Origin of the sequence: Microbacterium soli (assembly GCF_039539005.1) — a bacterium.
In the GTDB taxonomy this organism is placed as follows: Bacteria; Actinomycetota; Actinomycetes; order Actinomycetales; family Microbacteriaceae; genus Microbacterium; species Microbacterium soli.
In genome coordinates this window covers 1,180,213-1,196,265 of sequence record NZ_BAABCP010000001.1, presented here as the reverse complement: position 1 = coordinate 1,196,265, position 16,053 = coordinate 1,180,213, and the positions used below count along the sequence as shown (strand labels likewise).

The following is a 16,053-nucleotide window of genomic DNA, read 5'->3' as shown; positions in this document are numbered from 1 at the left end:
CTCGGCTACTGTGGCGAACGCTGTCGACAATAGCAGACACTGCCGACACTATGCGGAGCCTGCCGACACTTGACGGGTCCTGCAGACACTTACACACAGCGAATTGGAGAACCTTATGAAGAGACCTGGCGCTGGGCGGCTGTCCGCTCTGCTGGTCGTACCGGCTGTTCTTTCGCTCGCACTCGCCGCATGCTCGCCTCCCGGTGCGGGGACGGCGGCGCAGGGCGGGGACGGCGGCGACGGACCCTTCGAGGTGACGCTTCTGGCGAACGCCGATCCGCCCGACTTCGACCCCCACACCCCGGGGGCGGACGAGAAGGCGAACGTCGTGATGAACGTCTTCGACACCCTGACCGTTCTCAGTCCGGACCTGCAGGAGACGCTGCCGTCGCTTGCCACCGAATGGGCGGCCATCGACGACACCACCTGGGAGTTCACGCTCCGCGACGACGTGGACTTCAGCAACGGCGAGCACTTCGACGCCGAGGCGGTCAAGTTCTCCGTCGAGCGCATCATGGACCCGGATGCCGAGGTCGCCCGGATCGGCTACTCGTTCCCGACCCTGGAGTCCGCCGAGGTCATCGACGAGACGACGGTGCGCATCCACACCAACGTTCCGGATCCGATCTTCCCGGAGCGGGCCTACGCGCTGGACATCGTCCCGCCGGAGTACACCTCCTCCGTGTCGGAGAGCGAGTTCGCGATGAACCCCATCGGCACCGGTGCGTACACGCTCGCCGACTTCGTCCCCGGTCAGCAGATCGTCCTCGAGGCGAACCCGAACTACTGGGGTGAGAAGCCCGAGGTCGACCGCCTGATCATCAAGCCGGTTCCGGAGGCGTCCACGCGCACGGCCGAGCTGGAGACCGGTGGTGCGGACATCATCAAGAACGCGCCCGTGGGCCAGATCCCCGAGCTCGAGGCCGCCGACGGCGTGCACGTGGAGGCACTGGCCGGCCGCCGGATCGCCTACATCGGCATGAACCTGCTGCCGGGCGGCGAGGAGGCGCTCCAGGACAAGCGCGTCCGTCAGGCGCTGAACTACGCCGTCGACGTCCAGCTCATCCTGGACACCGTCATGGAGGGTTACGGCGACCGCACGGCCACCGTGTTCCGACCCGACTTCACCGGGTTCGACCCCGATCTCAAGCCGTACCCGCACGACCCGGAGAAGGCGAAGGAACTGCTCGCCGAGGCCGGCTACGGCGACGGACTGTCGCTGAGCATCCAGTTCAGCGAGGAGATCTTCGCCAGCGCGGGAGAGGTCATCAACGCCCTGGCCGCCCAGCTCGCCGAGGTCGGCGTGGACGCCACCATCGAGGTCCTCGATCACCCGAGCTACCGCTCGGTCGTCATCGACGGGCAGGAGGCCAACGAGGTCGCGCCGCTGTTCGCCTGGCAGTGGGGCGCGCTCGAGCCCTCCGCCGACTCGCTGATCAACGGAACGCTGGAGACCGGCGGAGTCTCGGCCTACTACAGCAACCCGGAGCTCGATGATCTCACGCAGCAGGCGCGCCAGGAGATGGACATCACCAAGCGTGAGGACCTGTACAAGCAGATCCAGGCGCTGCTGAAGGAGGAGGCGCCGTTCATCTTCCTCTACCAGATCCCCGATGTCTACGGCATCAGCGATCGCGTCCAGTTCTCTCCGCGACTCGACCAGTACGTCATCGCGAAGGATCTGAAGCGCGCGGAGTGACGCCGCTCGGCTGAGCGACGTCCGACGCCCGCCAACGAGTCCGTGGCCGGGTGGCCCCGGCCACGGACTCCCACCCGATTGAAGGTGAAATGAAGATCACTCTTGCCATCCTGACCCGGATCGGACAGACCATCGTGACGGTCTTCCTCCTGGTCACCGTGGTGTTCTTCCTGCTCCGCGTCGTCGGAGATCCCGCCGAGCTGATGGTCGCGCCCGAAGCGAGCAGGGATGACATCGATGCGCTGCGTGCGCGATTCGGTCTCGACCAGCCCATCCTCGTGCAGTACTGGAACTACCTGACCGGTCTGGTGCGATTCGACTTCGGCATGTCGATGACCCAGAACCAGCCCGCCGGTGAGATCGTGCTCGCGCACATCGCCCCGACCCTGACCCTGACCGTCCTCTCCCTGGTGATCGGCGTCCCCCTCGCCCTCGCACTCGGCGTCGTCGCCGCGCTGCGCCGCGGGAAGCTCATCGACATCGTCGCCACCGCGCTGGCCACTCTCGGCCGCGCGATGCCCAACTTCTGGTTCGGCCTCATGCTGATCATCATCTTCAGCGTGGGCCTGCACTGGTTCCCCGCCTCCGGCTATGGAACGTGGGGGCAGCTCGTGCTCCCGACGGTCGCGCTCAGCGTGATGGTGGTCGCCGACGTCACCAGGCTGACGAGATCCTCCATGCTCGAAGCGGCGCAGGAGGACTATGTGCGCACCGCGTACGCGAAGGGGGCGGGGCCGGCTCGGGCGACCGTCGTGCACGTGCTGCGCAACGCCCTCATCCCCGTCGTCACCGTCGTCGGTCTGAAGACGGCCACGCTGATCTCGGGCTCGATCATCATCGAGACGATCTTCGCGGTGCCGGGACTCGGATGGCTGCTCATCCGATCGATCAACACCTTCGACTTCACCCTGATCCAGGCGACGGTGATCCTCATCGGAATCCTGGTCGTGATCACCTCGCTGATCGTCGACGTCCTGTACACACTGATCGACCCGAGGAGCCGTGATGTCGCAAAGAGCTGACACCGCCACGCGCACCAAGAAGAGGGCGGAGCCCGAGAGCGCCTTCGGCGCCGCACTGGTCCAACTGCGCAGGAATCCGGGCGCGATCTTCTCGGTGGTGATCATCGTCGTCGTGGTGATCTCCGCTCTGGGAGCGGACCTCATCGCCCCGTTCGACCCCAACCAGCAGGATCTCTCGATGCGCCTCATGCCGCCGGGGAGCGTCGACGCGGAGGGGCACCACCGGTGGCTGGGGACTGATGCTCTCGGCCGGGATGTGCTCAGCGGCGTGATCCACGGCACGCGGATCTCGCTCACCGTGGCGCTGTCCGCGGTGGTCCTGGGGCTCGGCATCGGGCTGCTGCTCGGGGTGCTGTCGGGGTACTACCGCGGCTGGATCGACACGATCATCATGCGGGCCGTGGATGTGACGATCGTCATGCCGTTCTTCCTCATGGCGCTCGTGCTGCGCATCGCGCTGGGCCCCGGGCTCGGCAGCATCATCGTCGCCCTCGGCGTGTCCGGCTGGGCCCTGTACGCCCGCCTCGTGCGGGGCGAGGTGCTGAGCCTGCGGAACCGGGAGTACGTCCTCGCCTCGCAGGCCGCCGGAGCGAACGGCTGGTACATCATGATGCGGCGCATCACACCGCACGTGATCCCCTCGCTCCTCGTGTTCGCCAGCCTCCAGGTCGGCGTCGTGATCGTCGCCGAGGCGTCCCTGACGTTCCTGGGACTGGGCGTCCCGCCGGATGTGCCCAGCTGGGGGACGATGCTGGCCACCGGCCGCGACTACCTGGTGCGCGCCTGGTGGGTGGCGACCTTCCCCGGTGTCGCGATCGTGCTGACGGTGCTCTCCCTGAACATCTTCGGCGACTGGCTGCGCGATGTCCGGGATCCGAAACTCGGCTGATGAGGGAGAAGACGATGACAGACACGACCCTGTCGGAGATGTCGGGTTCCGAGGGCCGGGCGTCCTCGGAACCCGTGCTCCGAGTGCGTGACCTGCGCACACGATTCGAGCTGCCGGGCGGTGACTTCAACGCCGTGGACGGGGTGTCCTTCGACGTCGAGGCCGGACGCACGATGTGCCTGGTCGGCGAGTCCGGCTGCGGGAAGTCCATGACCTCGCTGTCTGTGATGGGGCTGGTCCCCTCGCCGGGCAAGGTGGTCTCGGGCGAGGTGCTGCTGAACGGCCGCAACATCGCCGACCTCCGGCCGCGCGAGCTGCAGAAGATCCGCGGCAGCGAAGTCTCCATGGTGTTCCAGCAGCCGCTCTCCGCACTGAACCCGAGCTATCGGGTGGGGACGCAGATCCGGGAGGTCTTCACGCTGCACCGCGACTGGACGCGCGCCGAGCAGACGGAGGCGATCATCGCCCGTCTGCGCGACGTGGGCATGCCCGACCCCGAGGCCCGCCTCAAGGCGTTCCCGCACGAGCTCTCCGGCGGCATGGCGCAGCGCGTCATGATCGCGATGGCGCTGGCGTGCGAGCCCGACGTGCTCATCGCGGACGAGCCGACGACGGCGCTGGATGTGACCATGCAGGCGCAGATCCTCGACCTGGTCGCCGAACTGCAGAAGTCGCGCGGCACCGCCGTGGTCTTCATCACGCACGACCTGGGCGTCGTCGCCGAGATCGCGGATGACGTCGCCGTCATGTATGCCGGGGAGATCGTGGAGAAGACCGGCGTCGAGGCGCTCTTCGACAATCCGATGCACCCGTACACGAAGGGCCTCATCAAGTCTGCGCCGCTGCTGGGCGCGGCCGGTGAGCGGCTCGTCGTGATCCCGGGGAACGTCCCCAATCTCGCCGACGTCGGTCCGGGATGCCGATTCGCGTCCCGATGCACGGCCCGGATCGAGGCGGGGCTGACGGCCTGCGAATCGCACCATCCGCAGCTGCGCGAGATCGAACCGGGGCACAGCGTTCGGTGCTGGCTGTACGACGACACCGCACCGGTGGCGGGCAGTGGGGAGGAGGCGTAGCCATGAGCGATGACGTCATCGTCAAGGTGCGCGGTCTGAACAAGCAGTACCGCGCTCGCGGGGCCAGTGGGATCTCGCGCGATCTCGTGCACGCGGTGAGCGACATCGACCTGGACATCCGTCGCGGTGAGACGCTCGGCCTGGTCGGCGAATCCGGATGCGGCAAGACGACGCTGTCCCGGATGATCGTGCGCCTGCTCGCTCCGACCAGCGGATCGATCGAGTTCGACGGGAGCGACGTCAGCTCGCTGCGGGGCTCCGCGCTGAAGCAGTTCCGCCGTCGTGCGCAGATCGTGTTCCAGGACCCGTACGCCTCGCTCGACCCGCGCACGACCGTGGGCGAGAGCATGGCGGAGAGCCTGGTGCACCATGGCGTCGGCGACCGTGCGGAGCGCCGTCGCCGTGTCGCCGAGATGCTGGAGATGGTGGGTCTGCAGGCATCCCACGCGAACCGCTACCCGCATGAGTTCTCGGGCGGTCAGCGTCAGCGCATCGGCATCGGCCGCGCGCTGATCCTCAAACCCGACCTGCTGGTGGCGGATGAGCCGGTTTCGGCGCTCGACGTCTCGGTGCAGGCGCAGATCCTCAATCTGCTCCGCGATCTGCAGAAGGAACTGAACCTCACCGTCCTGTTCGTGGCGCACAATCTCGCCGTCGTGGAGAACGTGTCCGACCGGGTCGCGGTGATGTACCTCGGCCGGGTCGTGGAGATGGCGAGCCGCGAGGAGATCTTCGCCAACCCGCAGCATCCCTACACCGAGACGCTCCTGCGGGCCGTGCCCACGGCGCACCCGCGCAACCGGCGCACGGTGCGGCTGAACCTCGGCGAGGTGCCCTCGCCGCTGAACCCGCCGGCGGGATGCGCCTTCCACCCGCGGTGCGAGATCGCACGGAGCGGACTGTGCGACCGTGAGCCGCCACGGCTCATGCCGGTGCCCGCAGGGGCCGCCGACCACCAGGCGTCCTGCTTCCTACGGGCGGGCGAGGGCGCCGAGCCTCGCACGGCCGGGTGAGCGGAAGAACAGATGACCGAGACGAAAGGCGAATCGTGACCGAATCCCTGAAGCAGTACCTCAGCGAACTCGAGGCCCTCAAGAACATCGCGGAGCGGATGTGGCTCGACCAGCAGTCCTACATGCCGCCCGCCGCCCTCCCCGAGCGGGCGCGCCAGGCGGGCATCCTGCAGAACCTCATCCAGGAGCGCCTCGTCTCCGACGAGCTCGGCGCGCTGCTCGATGCGGCCTCCGGGGACGAGCCGTGGCTCGGCGTCGTCCGGGAGGATCGCGAGCAGGCGCTGCGGCTGAGCTCGGGCATCTGGCGCCGCTTCCTCGAGGTCGGCGCGGAGGCGTTCAGCGTCTGGGAGCAGGCGCGCCAGGACGAGGACTGGGCCACGTTCGAGCCCTGGCTCGCGCGGATGGTCGAGATCGACAAGGAGTACGCCGAGACCGTCGGCTACGACGTGCACCCGATGGACGCGCTGCTCTCGGTCTACGCGGCAGGCCCCACCCACGCCGAGATCTCCGGTGTGCTCAACGACATGCGCGACTTCCTCATCGAAGCCCGCAAGGCCCGTCCCGTCGAGGACTACGTGGAGGAGGAGGGCCCCGCCGAGGAGCACCTGCTCTTCGCGATCGCCCACGACATCGGCGAGCTGATCGGCTTCGACTTCGACCGCGGCGGCATCGCGTTCTCCCCGCACGGCTACACCAGCTCCGCGGGCGCGAACGACGTGCGCATCACCTTCCGCAGCGATGTGCCGCTCTTCGAGGCCGTGTCGACGATGGTGCACGAGTACGGGCACGCCCTGTACGGGCAGGGCGTGGCGAGGGAGCTGTGGGACACCCCGGCCGGCCACGGGAGCATGCCCTACCTGCAGGAGTCGCAGGCCAAGTTCTGGGAGAACATCGTCGGCCGGCGGGCGGACTTCGCCGAGCGCATCGGCGAGATCCTGGAGCGCCGTCTGGGACGCCGCAGCGCCGCCGAGTGGGCCTCGATGTACCACCGCAGCCAGACGCGCGCCGCATCCTCGCCGATCCGGATCGCGACCGATGAGATCTCGTTCAACCTGCACATCCTGCTGCGATTCGAGATCGAGGAGGGCCTGCTGAACGGCTCCATCTCCGTTGCCGACGTGCCGACGGTGTGGAACGCCAAGAGCGAGGAGTATCTCGGCATCATCCCCGCGAACATCCGTGAGGGCGCCCTGCAGGACCCGCACTGGACGCGACGCATGTTCGGCCTGTTCACCGCCTACGTGATCGGCAACGTCGCCTCGGCGCAGCTGGCGCAGGCGATGGAGGACCAGGGCGTCTCGATCTCGGACGCCATCGCCGGCGGCGACTTCAGCGCGGTGCTGGGCTGGCTGCGCGAGCACGTGCACGGTCCCGGTCGCACCACGTCGGTCCAGGAGATCCTGCTGGCCGCCACCGGTTCGCCGCTGAACGCGGCGCCCTATCGCAAGCACCTCACCGACCGCTACATGTCCTGATCCGTCGGGTCGCCAAGAGCACCCGCGAACCATTCGCAAAACAGCAAGGAGCACTCGCATATGAGCAACAACCTGTTCGCCCCCACGGAACTGGACTGGTCGGCAGGCGCGGAGATCGTCACCTCCCCGGATCAGATCACCCTGTCACCCGGAACGCGCGGGCAGTGGCGCATCCCGATCACGCGCCGGTCCTCGGGAGAGAACCTGATGATGAACGTCCACGGCGTTCGCGGTGTCAAGGACGGCCCCACGCTGGCCCTGGTCGCCGCCGTCCACGGCGACGCCATCTCCGGCACCCGCACGGTGATGGAGACCATCCAGCGGATCGACCCGCAGAAGCTCTCCGGGACGGTCCTCGCCGTTCCGGTGGCGAACCCGGTCGCGTTCGAGTCGAACACTCGCACCACCGGTCAGGGCATGAACACGGACATGAACAACATGAACCGCGTCTTCCCCGGAAACCGCGGCGGCTGGGTCACGCAGAAGCTGGCGAACGCGCTCACCGAGTACGTCCTCGACCGTGCGGATGCGGTCGTCGACTACCACTGCGGCAGCGATACGTCCATCAACTACGTGCTGACCATCGGCGATGAGAACGGCGACGAGCCGGACAGCTTCAACTTCGCCCGTCTGATGGGCACGCCGTTCGTGTTCGCGCACGACGCCGATCCGTTCACCGGCACGATCGACGGCTACATGAAGTCGCGCGGCAAGCTGTGCGCCGTGGCCGAGCAGGGCGGTGACACCCTCCCGGCCGGCTGGTACGACCTCGCCGCGAACCGCGTCGACAACTTCTTCTCCGCCATGGGGATGATGGACGTCGAGCGCACGATGCCCGACAAGCAGCTGCTCATGTACGAGCGCTACCTGGTCCGCATGGACCACGGCGGCATCTACATCCCCGAGGTCGACGAGAGCGCCCTGTCGACGATGATCGAGGGCGGGACGCTGCTCGGTCGCGTCATCGACCCGCACTCGCTGGAGGTCATCCAGGAGGTCCGCGCTCCCTATGAGCAGTCGGCGATCCTCATGATGCGTCCGACGATGAGCAGGGTGAACCCGGGCGACTACGGGTTCATCATCTCCGACGGCGCCAGCGGCCGGTGGATCGACTCCCCGAAGGAGTGGATGGTCCCGCTCGGTTGAGCGGAGTCCTCTCCGAGGCCGGTTCGCGGGTCCTGCTCTGGATCCTCGGACCGGCCTTCCCTCTTCTGCTTCTGCGCACGTCGCCCCTCATCGGGATCACGGGGTGGGGACGGAGGCGAAGATCTGGTCGATGATCTCCTCACTGCGCACGCCCTCGGCCTCCGCCTCGAAGGTCAGCAGCACCCGGTGCCGCAGCACGAGGTGCCGCAGCGCGCGGACGTCCTCCGGCAGCACGTGCATGCGCCCGTCGAGCAGCGCCCGCGCCCGTGACGCCTGCAGGAACGCGATGCTCGCGCGGGGGCTCGCGCCGTATTTGATGAAGCGCGCGCGCTCCTCGCCGATGTACGGCGCCGGGTTTCGGGTGACGTACGCCAGCTGGACGATGTAGTTCCGGATCGCCGGGTCGGTGTAGACGCGCGCGGCGATCTCCTGCAGTTCGCGCACGTGCTCCAGCGAGATCACACCGGGCACGTGACGGTCGGGGTCGAGGACGCCGGAGTCGATGCGTCCGAGGATCTCGAACTCCTCGGCGGGGCTCGGATACTCGACGATCTCCTTGAGCAGGAAGCGGTCCATCTGCGCCTCGGGCAGCTCGTAGGTGCCCTCCTGCTCGATGGGGTTCTGCGTGGCGATCACGAGGAACGGTCTCGGGAGCGGATGCACCTCTCCGCCGATCGTGGTCTGCCGCTCCTGCATGGCCTCGAGCATGGCCGACTGGGTCTTGGCGCTGGAGCGGTTGATCTCGTCGAGCAGCACGAAGTTGGCGTGCACGGGGCCCAGCACGGTGCGGAACGTGCCGGTCGCAGCATCGTAGATCTGACTGCCGGTGATGTCGCTGGGCAGCAGGTCGGGGGTGCACTGGATGCGTTTGAAGCTGGCCTTCACGGTGTCTGCCAGCGTGCTCGCGGCGGTGGTCTTGGCAAGGCCCGGCACGGACTCCAGCAGGATGTGCCCGCCGGCGAGCAGCGCGATGAGCAGGCTGCTGCGCAACCGATCCTGGCCGACCATCTTGGTGGAGTAGGAGTCGGAGATGACCTGGAGGATGCGCTGCGCGCGGGCGAGGTCGTCCGCGGCGGCGGGGTCCTGTGCGGCCGCGTTCGCCGGGGGCGTCGAGGGTGCGCTGGGCGCGGCCTGTGCAGCCCGGACGGCCGACGCGGGCGCGGCCGGGATCGGCGGGATCGGAGGGATCGGTGGGATCGGCGGCGCGGGAGCGGCCGTCGCCGGGGCGGGGGGTGCGGGCGGCGGCGCGGCGGGCACGGGCGGCGATGCGGGTGAGGCGGCACCGGGCACCGGAAGGTCGGTCATGTCATCTCCTCGTGCATCGGAGGATCGACGACGACCGCGGATCCCCCCGGTACAGGGTAACCGGGATGCCGGGCGGCACATCGCCGGGTCGGGCCGCGGTCAGATCGCGTTCCGGCGGACCTCGATCGCCGCTCCCGCGGTTCCGTCGGAGTACTCCGCGCGGATGATCGGATTGTGCAGTCCGAGATCGATGAGCGATCCGCCCAGAGTGAGGGAGGCGTGTCCTGCGCCGCTGAAGCGCACCGAGCCGGCGTGCACCGACCCGTAGGTGACGGATGCCGTGGCACCCGGCTCGCCGGACAGCGACAGCGTGTAGCTGGAGAGCAGCTTGATGCCGAGCAGCGAGATGGTGTGATGCTCGACGAGCCCGGTGAAGCGCAGCGGCTGCGGCTGCGGTTGCGGCTCGGGCTGAGGGGGCGGCGGTTCGCTCGGCTTCGGCGGCGTCGGCGGCTGCGGTGCGGGCGGGGGAGGCTGAGGAGCCGGTTGTGGGGGAGTCGTCGGTTCGGACGGCGGCGGGGTCGGTCCTTCCGGGGTCGGGGCCGGGGCGGTGGGACCCGCGATCCCCGGGTCGTCCGTGCTCGGGTCGTCCGCCGGATGCTTGTCGGGTGCCTGCGGGTGGTCCTGCAACGCGTCGTCGTGCCGAGGGTCTTGGGGTGGATCCTCCTGCGGATCCTCGCGCTCGGCATCCGGTTGCCGATCGGTTTGCGGCTGTGCACCGTGGGTGCGGTCGTCGTCGAAGGGCCCTGGCGCCGCGCCGCCGCCTTCGCCGCCGAAGGAGGCGGCACCGGCGCTGCGCACCGGCGCGTCCGCGACCACGCCCGCGTCGGAGTCTCCGGAGCCGTGGGTCAGCGCCGTCGTGGTCCCTCCCGCCAGTCCCAGCGCGACCACGATGGCGAAGCCGGTGATCAGTCGGGCGCGGTCGACCAGTGGCGCGGACGCGGCGGCGCGAGGCACCGGTGCGGCGGCGGGGAGGCCCGTCGGCGCACCGCCTCGCGCATTCCGTCGCAGGGGCGGCGCATCGGTCCAGAGGTCGGCGAGGGGAGACGGCTGCTCGTCCGTCATCGACCACCTCCGAAGCTCGATCCTTCCCCCTCCAGTATGCCGGGTGTGATGGAGCGGTATGCCGGGTGTCCGCGTCGAGGACGCACCGGGACCCCCGCGGAAGCCGTCCTTCGATCCGGGCCGGCGGGCTGTCGGAGGGGCTCCGGTAGGATGGAGCCGCCCGTTCGGGCCAGCTCATCGGCCGGTGCAAACCCGGCGAACAGCGTGCAGTACCAGGGGGTACACCCATGCCAGGAATCGTGATCGTCGGCGTCCAGTGGGGCGATGAGGGCAAGGGCAAGGCGACCGACCTGCTCGGCGAGCGCACCGGCTGGGTCGTCAAGTTCAACGGCGGGAACAACGCCGGACACACGGTCGTCGTCGGCGACGAGAAGTACGCCCTGCACCTGCTGCCCTCCGGCATCCTCACCCCCGGCGTCACCCCGGTCATCGGCAACGGCGTGGTCGTCGACCTCGAGGTCCTCTTCAGCGAGATCGAGGCGCTCTCGGCCCGTGGTGTGGACGTGTCCCGGCTGAAGATCAGCGCCAACGCTCACCTGATCACCCAGTACCACCGCACGCTCGACAAGGTCACCGAGCGCTTCCTCGGCAAGCGCAACATCGGCACCACCGGCCGCGGCATCGGCCCCGCCTACGCCGACAAGATCAACCGCGTCGGCCTGCGCGTGCAGGACCTGTTCGACGAGAACATCCTGCGCCAGAAGGTGGAGGGCGCGCTCGACCAGAAGAACCACCTGCTGGTGAAGGTCTTCAACCGGCGGGCGATCACGTGCGACGAGATCGTGGACGAGCTGCTGTCCTACACCGAGCGGCTGCGCCCCATGGTCGCCGACACGGGTCACCTCGTCGCCGAGGCGCTCGACCGCGGCGAGATCGTCGTCTTCGAGGGCGGGCAGGCCACCATGCTCGACATCGACCACGGCACCTACCCGTTCGTCACCTCGTCCACCGCGACCGCCGCGGGGGCCGCCGCCGGCTCCGGCGTGGGGCCGAACAGGCTCGACCGCATCGTCGGCATCGTCAAGGCGTACACCACCCGGGTGGGCTCCGGCCCGTTCCCCACCGAGCTGCTCGACGAGCAGGGCGAGTGGCTGCGCAAGACGGGCTTCGAGTACGGCACCACGACGGGACGGCTGCGCCGCACCGGCTGGTACGACGCCCCCATCACCCGCTACGCCACGCGCGTGAACGGCATCACCGACCTCGTGCTCACCAAGCTCGACGTGCTCACGGGCCTCGAGCGGATCCCCGTGTGCGTGGCCTACGACGTCGACGGCCGGCACTTCGACGACGTGCCCGTCAACCAGACCGACTTCCACCACGCCAAGCCGATCTACGAGTACTTCCCGGGCTGGACCGAAGACATCTCGGCGGCGCGCTCCTTCGAGGACATGCCCGAGAACGCCCGGAACTACGTGCTGGCCCTGGAGCGGATGAGCAACACCCGCATCTCGGTCATCGGGGTGGGCCCCGAGCGCGAGCAGGTCGTCGTCCGTCACGACCTCGTCGACTGAGCCCGCCACGATGACACGATTCTGGCTCGGCGGCTACGGCCCCGACATGGAAGGGGATGCCGAGGGCATCGGGTTCCTCGCCGTCGACGACGGACGGGGACCGTCCACCCTCGCCCACCGCGGGACGGCGGCTCCGGTCGCCTCGCCGTCGTGGCTGGCACAGCATCCGCGACTCGACGTCGTCTACGCGGCGCTGGAGGGCGCCGGCGCCGTGCAGGCCTTCGCACGCAGCGGGGAGGCGACCCTGCGGCCGCTGGGACCGTCGCTCACGGCGGGCGACTCCGTCTGCCACCTCGCCGTCTCCCCCGACGGACGGATGCTGATCGCGAGCTGCTACGGCGACGGTCAGGTCATCCGATACGGCATCGCCGAGGACGGCGGCCTCGTGCCCGCCGCGCCCGACCGGGCGGCCGTGCTGCGCGCCGCCCTGTTCGGCCAGGAGGGGGCGGATGCCGAGCAGGGCGCGTCCGCGGCATCCGATCCCCACCCGGTTCCCGCGGGCGAGGAGCCGCGGGTCTCGCACGCGCACTCCGCGATCTTCCTCCCGGACGGACGCATCGCGACGACCGATCTGGGCTTCGACCTCGTGCGCATCTGGCGCAGCCGCCCCACGGGGCTCGCCCTCGACCACGAGGTCGTCCTGCCCCGTGGCACGGGCCCCCGGCACATGGTGCACCACCCCAGCGGGCACCTGCACGTGGTGACCGAGTACTCCTGCGAGGTCTTCACCCTGGCATCCGCCCGCGACGGTCGCTGGGCGCCGGTGTCGGCCACGACCGTCTCCCAGCTCGCCGAGGTCGGCACCGACTTCCCGGCCGAGCTGGCCGTCTCGAAGGACGGACGCACGCTCTACACGGCGCTGCGCGGCAGCAACACCATCTCGGCGCTGCGGGTCACCGGGGCGGGCGAGGCCGTCGAGCCGTACGCCCTCGCGGACTCCGGCGTCGACTGGCCGCGCCACCACCTCGTTCACGAGGGCGTCCTGCTGGTGGCGGGTCAGCGCTCCGGCACCGTCAGCGCGATCGATCTCGACGAGCGCACCGGCGCACCGCGCGAGGTGCGGCACACGACGACGGCGCCCGCGCCGACCATGATCCTGCCCGTGCGCTGAGCGTCCCGCCGGGGCGGCACAGCCCGGGCGACGAGTTCGGGATTCCGGGAAGTTTCCGTGATTTCGCCGAGTTGTCGGAGGTGTCGCCTACGCTCGAAGGGAAGCCAGGAGGTACGTGCATGAGAGCTGTACTCGCAGGAACCGTGATCGCCGAGGCGGATGACGCCGAGACGGTCCTCATCGAAGGCAACCACTACTTCCCGCCCTCCGCGCTGCGCGCGGGGGAGCTGATCGAGAGCCCGACGCCGTACACCTGCCCGTGGAAGGGAGCAGCCCAGTACTACTCGCTGGTGCTCGACGGGCGCACGCACCACGATCTGGCGTGGGCGTATCCCACGCCGTATCCCTCGGCGATCGAGAAGGTGGGGCGCGACTTCTCCGGATACCTGGCCTTCGACCCCAGTGTGCGGGTGGGCCCGTGAGGGCAGCGCTCAGCCGATGATCGAGTTCGCATCGGTCTCGAAGCGGTACCTCGACGGCACGGTCGCCGTCGAGGACTTCAGCCTCGTGATCCCCTCGCGCAGGACGACGGTCTTCGTCGGGTCGTCGGGATCCGGCAAGACCACGCTGCTGCGCATGATCAACCGCATGGTCGAACCCACCAGCGGCACGGTGTCCATCGACGGGGAGAGCGTGCTGGGCCGCGATCCCGTGCGGCTGCGGCGCAGCATCGGCTACGTCATGCAGAACTCCGGACTGATGCCGCACTTCACGGTGATCGACAACGTCGCCACCGTGCTGCGGCTGGACGGGGCGAGGCGCACGGAGGCGCACGCGCGGGCGCGGGAGCTGCTGGACACGGTGGGGCTGGACCGCGACCTCGGCGACCGGTTCCCCAGTCAGCTCTCCGGCGGGCAGCAGCAGCGGGTCGGAGTGGCCCGCGGCCTCGCCGCCGACCCGAACATCCTCCTCATGGACGAGCCCTTCGGCGCCGTCGACCCGATCGTGCGCGCGGATCTGCAGCAGGAGCTCATCCGATTGCAGCGCGAACTCGACAAGACGGTCGTGTTCGTCACCCATGACATCGACGAGGCGTTCCTGCTCGGCGACCAGGTCGTGATCCTCGACCGGGCCGCCCGCATCGTGCAGGTGGGCAGTCCCAGTCAGATCATGGAGGACCCGGCGGATGCCTTCGTCGAGGCGTTCATCGGGGCCGAGCGCGGGCGTCGCGCGCTCTCCCTCAAGCAGACCCCGCGTGGAACCGTCGTCGTCGACTCCGAGGGGCGCACCCAGGGGATCCTGCACGATGCCGGGGTCCCGGCCCTGCCCCGTGATGGCGGAAGGCCGATGTGAGCTGGGTCATCGACAACCTGGACCTCATCCTGGAGCAGACGCTCGTGCATCTGCGTCAGAGCGCGATCCCGATCGCGCTGGGGCTCGTCCTGTCGATCCCGCTGGGCTGGGTGGCGTGGCGCTTCCGACTCGTGCGCGGGCCGATCATCGTGCTCACCGGACTGCTGTACACGATCCCGTCGCTGGCGCTGCTGATCCTCATGCCCGCCGTGTTCGGCTACTCGGCCACGGATGAGCCCAACCTCATCATCGCGCTGACGATCTACGCGATCGCGATCCTCGTGCGGGCCGTCGCCGACGGGCTGGACTCCGTCGACCCGGATGTGCGGCAGGCCGCCACGGCCATGGGCTTCGGGGCGGGCCGCCGGTTCTTCGGCGTCGAGCTGCCGCTGGCGGGACCGGTCATCCTCGCCGGGCTGCGCGTGGCGGCCGTCAGCACGATCTCGCTCGCCACCGTCGGCATCCTCATCGGCGTCACCAATCTCGGTTACCTGTTCACCAACGGGCTGCAGCGGCGCATCATCGCCGAGGTCCTCGCCGGCGTGGTCGCGGTCGTCGTGATCGCCCTCGCGATCGACCTGCTGCTCGTGCTGCTGGGGCGCCTCCTCATGCCGTGGGCGCGCGTCGCAGGCGGGCCGGGCGGAGCGAGGAGCGCCGGGGCGCGTCGTGGCATCATGAGGCCCGCCGCATGAACCTCTTCACCGACGCCATCGCCTGGCTGCTGGACCCGGCTCAGTGGCAGGGGCAGTACGCGCTGCCGACGCTGCTCGGCCAGCACCTGCTGTACACGATCATCTCGGTCGTCGTGGCGGCGGTGCTCGCCCTGCCCGCCGGCTGGCTGATCGGGCACACCGGCAGGGGACGGGAGATCGCCGTCGCCGTCTCGGGCGCCGCCCGCGCCGTGCCCTCGTTCGGACTGCTGGTGCTGCTGGTTCTCGTGCTGGGCGTGCTGCGCACGCCCCTCGCCGCCGTCATCACCTTCGTGCTGCTGGCGATCCCGTCCCTGCTGGCGGGCGCCTACACGGGATTCGAGGCGATCGACCGGCGCACGGTGGAGGCCGCGCGGGCCGTCGGCATGACCGAATGGCAGATCTTCACGAAGGTCGAACTGCCCCTGGGCATGCCGCTGCTGGTGGGCGGCATCCGCTCCGCCCTGCTGCAGGTGATCGCGACGGTCACCATCGGCGCCTACGTCAACCTCGGCGGGCTGGGCTGGCCGATCATCCAGGGCATCCCGCTGCGCCGCTTCGACCAGGTGCTGGCCGGGGCGCTGCTGGTGGCCGTACTGGCGCTCCTCGTCGACCTGCTGCTGGCCGGCGCGCAGCGCGCGGTCGTGCCCGCGGGCGTCCGCGCCCAGCATCCGACACCCGGCACCGATGCGAGCCGCGCCCCGCGCCGTGCGGCTCCCGCCACAGTCTGAGCAACATCATCCCCACAGAGAGGCACAT

15 protein-coding genes are annotated in these 16,053 nt (G+C 69.4%); 13 read left to right on the top strand and 2 right to left on the bottom strand.

Annotation, left to right across the window (positions count from 1 at the left end; genetic code table 11):
- The first annotated feature begins 115 nt into the window (after window positions 1-115).
- The 7 genes from ABD770_RS05540 to ABD770_RS05510 all read left to right on the top strand — a co-directional run bounded on the left by ABD770_RS05540 (window position 116) and on the right by ABD770_RS05510 (window position 8,320).
- Entirely contained in the window at window positions 116-1,699 is a 1,584-nt protein-coding gene (locus tag ABD770_RS05540) for an ABC transporter substrate-binding protein (RefSeq protein WP_344818528.1), read from the top strand.
- An 89-nt stretch (window positions 1,700-1,788) separates the two neighbouring features.
- Window positions 1,789-2,721: an ABC transporter permease gene (locus tag ABD770_RS05535; RefSeq protein WP_344818527.1), complete on the top strand. Its 933-nt coding sequence runs from the start codon at window positions 1,789-1,791 to the stop codon at window positions 2,719-2,721.
- Complete coding sequence (locus tag ABD770_RS05530) at window positions 2,705-3,610, top strand: ABC transporter permease (RefSeq protein ID WP_344818526.1); 906 nt, start codon at window positions 2,705-2,707, stop codon at window positions 3,608-3,610. Before ABD770_RS05535 ends, ABD770_RS05530 begins: the two co-directional genes overlap by 17 nt.
- A 14-nt stretch (window positions 3,611-3,624) precedes the next feature.
- A complete protein-coding gene (locus ABD770_RS05525; RefSeq protein WP_344818525.1) occupies window positions 3,625-4,686 on the top strand; it encodes an ABC transporter ATP-binding protein in 1,062 nt (353 codons plus the stop codon).
- 2 nt (window positions 4,687-4,688) lie between these two features.
- Window positions 4,689-5,699: an ABC transporter ATP-binding protein gene (locus tag ABD770_RS05520; RefSeq protein WP_344818524.1), complete on the top strand. Its 1,011-nt coding sequence runs from the start codon at window positions 4,689-4,691 to the stop codon at window positions 5,697-5,699.
- 35 nt (window positions 5,700-5,734) lie between these two features.
- On the top strand, window positions 5,735-7,174 hold the full coding sequence (locus ABD770_RS05515) for a hypothetical protein (RefSeq protein ID WP_344818523.1): 1,440 nt from the start codon (window positions 5,735-5,737) through the stop codon (window positions 7,172-7,174).
- Between the two features lie 60 nt (window positions 7,175-7,234).
- Complete coding sequence (locus ABD770_RS05510; protein WP_344818522.1) at window positions 7,235-8,320, top strand: succinylglutamate desuccinylase/aspartoacylase family protein; 1,086 nt, start codon at window positions 7,235-7,237, stop codon at window positions 8,318-8,320.
- Window positions 8,321-8,416: 96 nt separating this feature from the next.
- On the opposite strand, the gene ABD770_RS05505 is transcribed toward ABD770_RS05510, so the two are convergent.
- Both ABD770_RS05505 and ABD770_RS05500 read right to left on the bottom strand, forming a co-directional pair.
- On the bottom strand, window positions 8,417-9,625 hold the full coding sequence (locus tag ABD770_RS05505) for an AAA family ATPase (RefSeq protein ID WP_344818521.1): 1,209 nt from the start codon (window positions 9,623-9,625) through the stop codon (window positions 8,417-8,419).
- 99 nt (window positions 9,626-9,724) lie between these two features.
- Entirely contained in the window at window positions 9,725-10,687 is a 963-nt protein-coding gene (locus ABD770_RS05500) for a hypothetical protein (RefSeq protein ID WP_344818520.1), read from the bottom strand.
- A gap of 227 nt (window positions 10,688-10,914) precedes the next feature.
- Between ABD770_RS05500 and ABD770_RS05495 the strand changes: the two genes are divergently transcribed.
- From ABD770_RS05495 to ABD770_RS05470, 6 genes are all read left to right on the top strand, one after another.
- Complete coding sequence (locus tag ABD770_RS05495; RefSeq protein WP_344818519.1) at window positions 10,915-12,201, top strand: adenylosuccinate synthase; 1,287 nt, start codon at window positions 10,915-10,917, stop codon at window positions 12,199-12,201.
- 10 nt (window positions 12,202-12,211) lie between these two features.
- A complete protein-coding gene (locus ABD770_RS05490) occupies window positions 12,212-13,312 on the top strand; it encodes a lactonase family protein (protein WP_344818518.1) in 1,101 nt (366 codons plus the stop codon).
- 119 nt (window positions 13,313-13,431) lie between these two features.
- Window positions 13,432-13,734, top strand: a complete 303-nt coding sequence (locus ABD770_RS05485; RefSeq protein ID WP_344818517.1) for a DUF427 domain-containing protein — start codon at window positions 13,432-13,434, stop codon at window positions 13,732-13,734.
- A 16-nt stretch (window positions 13,735-13,750) separates the two neighbouring features.
- Window positions 13,751-14,605 carry an ABC transporter ATP-binding protein gene (locus ABD770_RS05480; RefSeq protein WP_344818516.1) on the top strand — a complete coding sequence of 285 codons (855 nt, stop codon included), beginning with the start codon at window positions 13,751-13,753 and terminating at the stop codon, window positions 14,603-14,605.
- Complete coding sequence (locus ABD770_RS05475) at window positions 14,602-15,297, top strand: ABC transporter permease (RefSeq protein WP_344818515.1); 696 nt, start codon at window positions 14,602-14,604, stop codon at window positions 15,295-15,297. The genes ABD770_RS05480 and ABD770_RS05475 overlap by 4 nt, the downstream gene beginning before the upstream one ends.
- Window positions 15,294-16,025 (top strand): ABC transporter permease, encoded by a 732-nt coding sequence (locus tag ABD770_RS05470; RefSeq protein WP_344818514.1) that lies wholly within the window; start codon window positions 15,294-15,296, stop codon window positions 16,023-16,025. The genes ABD770_RS05475 and ABD770_RS05470 overlap by 4 nt, the downstream gene beginning before the upstream one ends.
- Window positions 16,026-16,053: the final 28 nt, after the last annotated feature.